The 400-nt window shown below is 40.5% G+C and carries 1 pseudogene; it reads right to left on the reverse strand.

The window, feature by feature from the left end:
• Positions 1-189: 189 nt before the first annotated feature.
• Positions 190-400 (reverse strand): annotated as a pseudogene (locus Q1A48_RS21425) (hypothetical protein); the annotation flags it as partial.

The raw sequence follows: 400 nt of genomic DNA on the forward strand, positions 1-400 counted from the left end.
ATCCACTTCCCAGATCGCCTGGAGAAATATATCAGCCTATGAGGCTACTTGGCTGACACAGAGTTTTGAACACCCTCAAAGTATCATTTTCACGAGTATCGTAGTCTTGGCCTGTTCTCTACATTGCTTTCAAATATTATTTCTTTCGGCAAGAAAAATCGCATTTCTAAAATTACACTTTCAGCCGCTTCAAGTCATCAAATTCAGTATTTTGAGTCCCACGGCTTTAGCGTTGAAAATAATAATTTCGCAAAAGAAGCTCTCGAACACGGAATGAGCATACCTATGGTGCGTAAATGCATTTAACAAGAAAAGGCAGCATCGTTCTTCCGCCAGATTGAGCAGACCGGTCTTGTGTTTAATGATGCGATCGTTAGTATGAATCATGGGGTTTATCCTT

The organism is uncultured Microbulbifer sp. (assembly GCF_947489355.1).
Taxonomy (GTDB): domain Bacteria; phylum Pseudomonadota; class Gammaproteobacteria; order Pseudomonadales; family Cellvibrionaceae; genus Microbulbifer.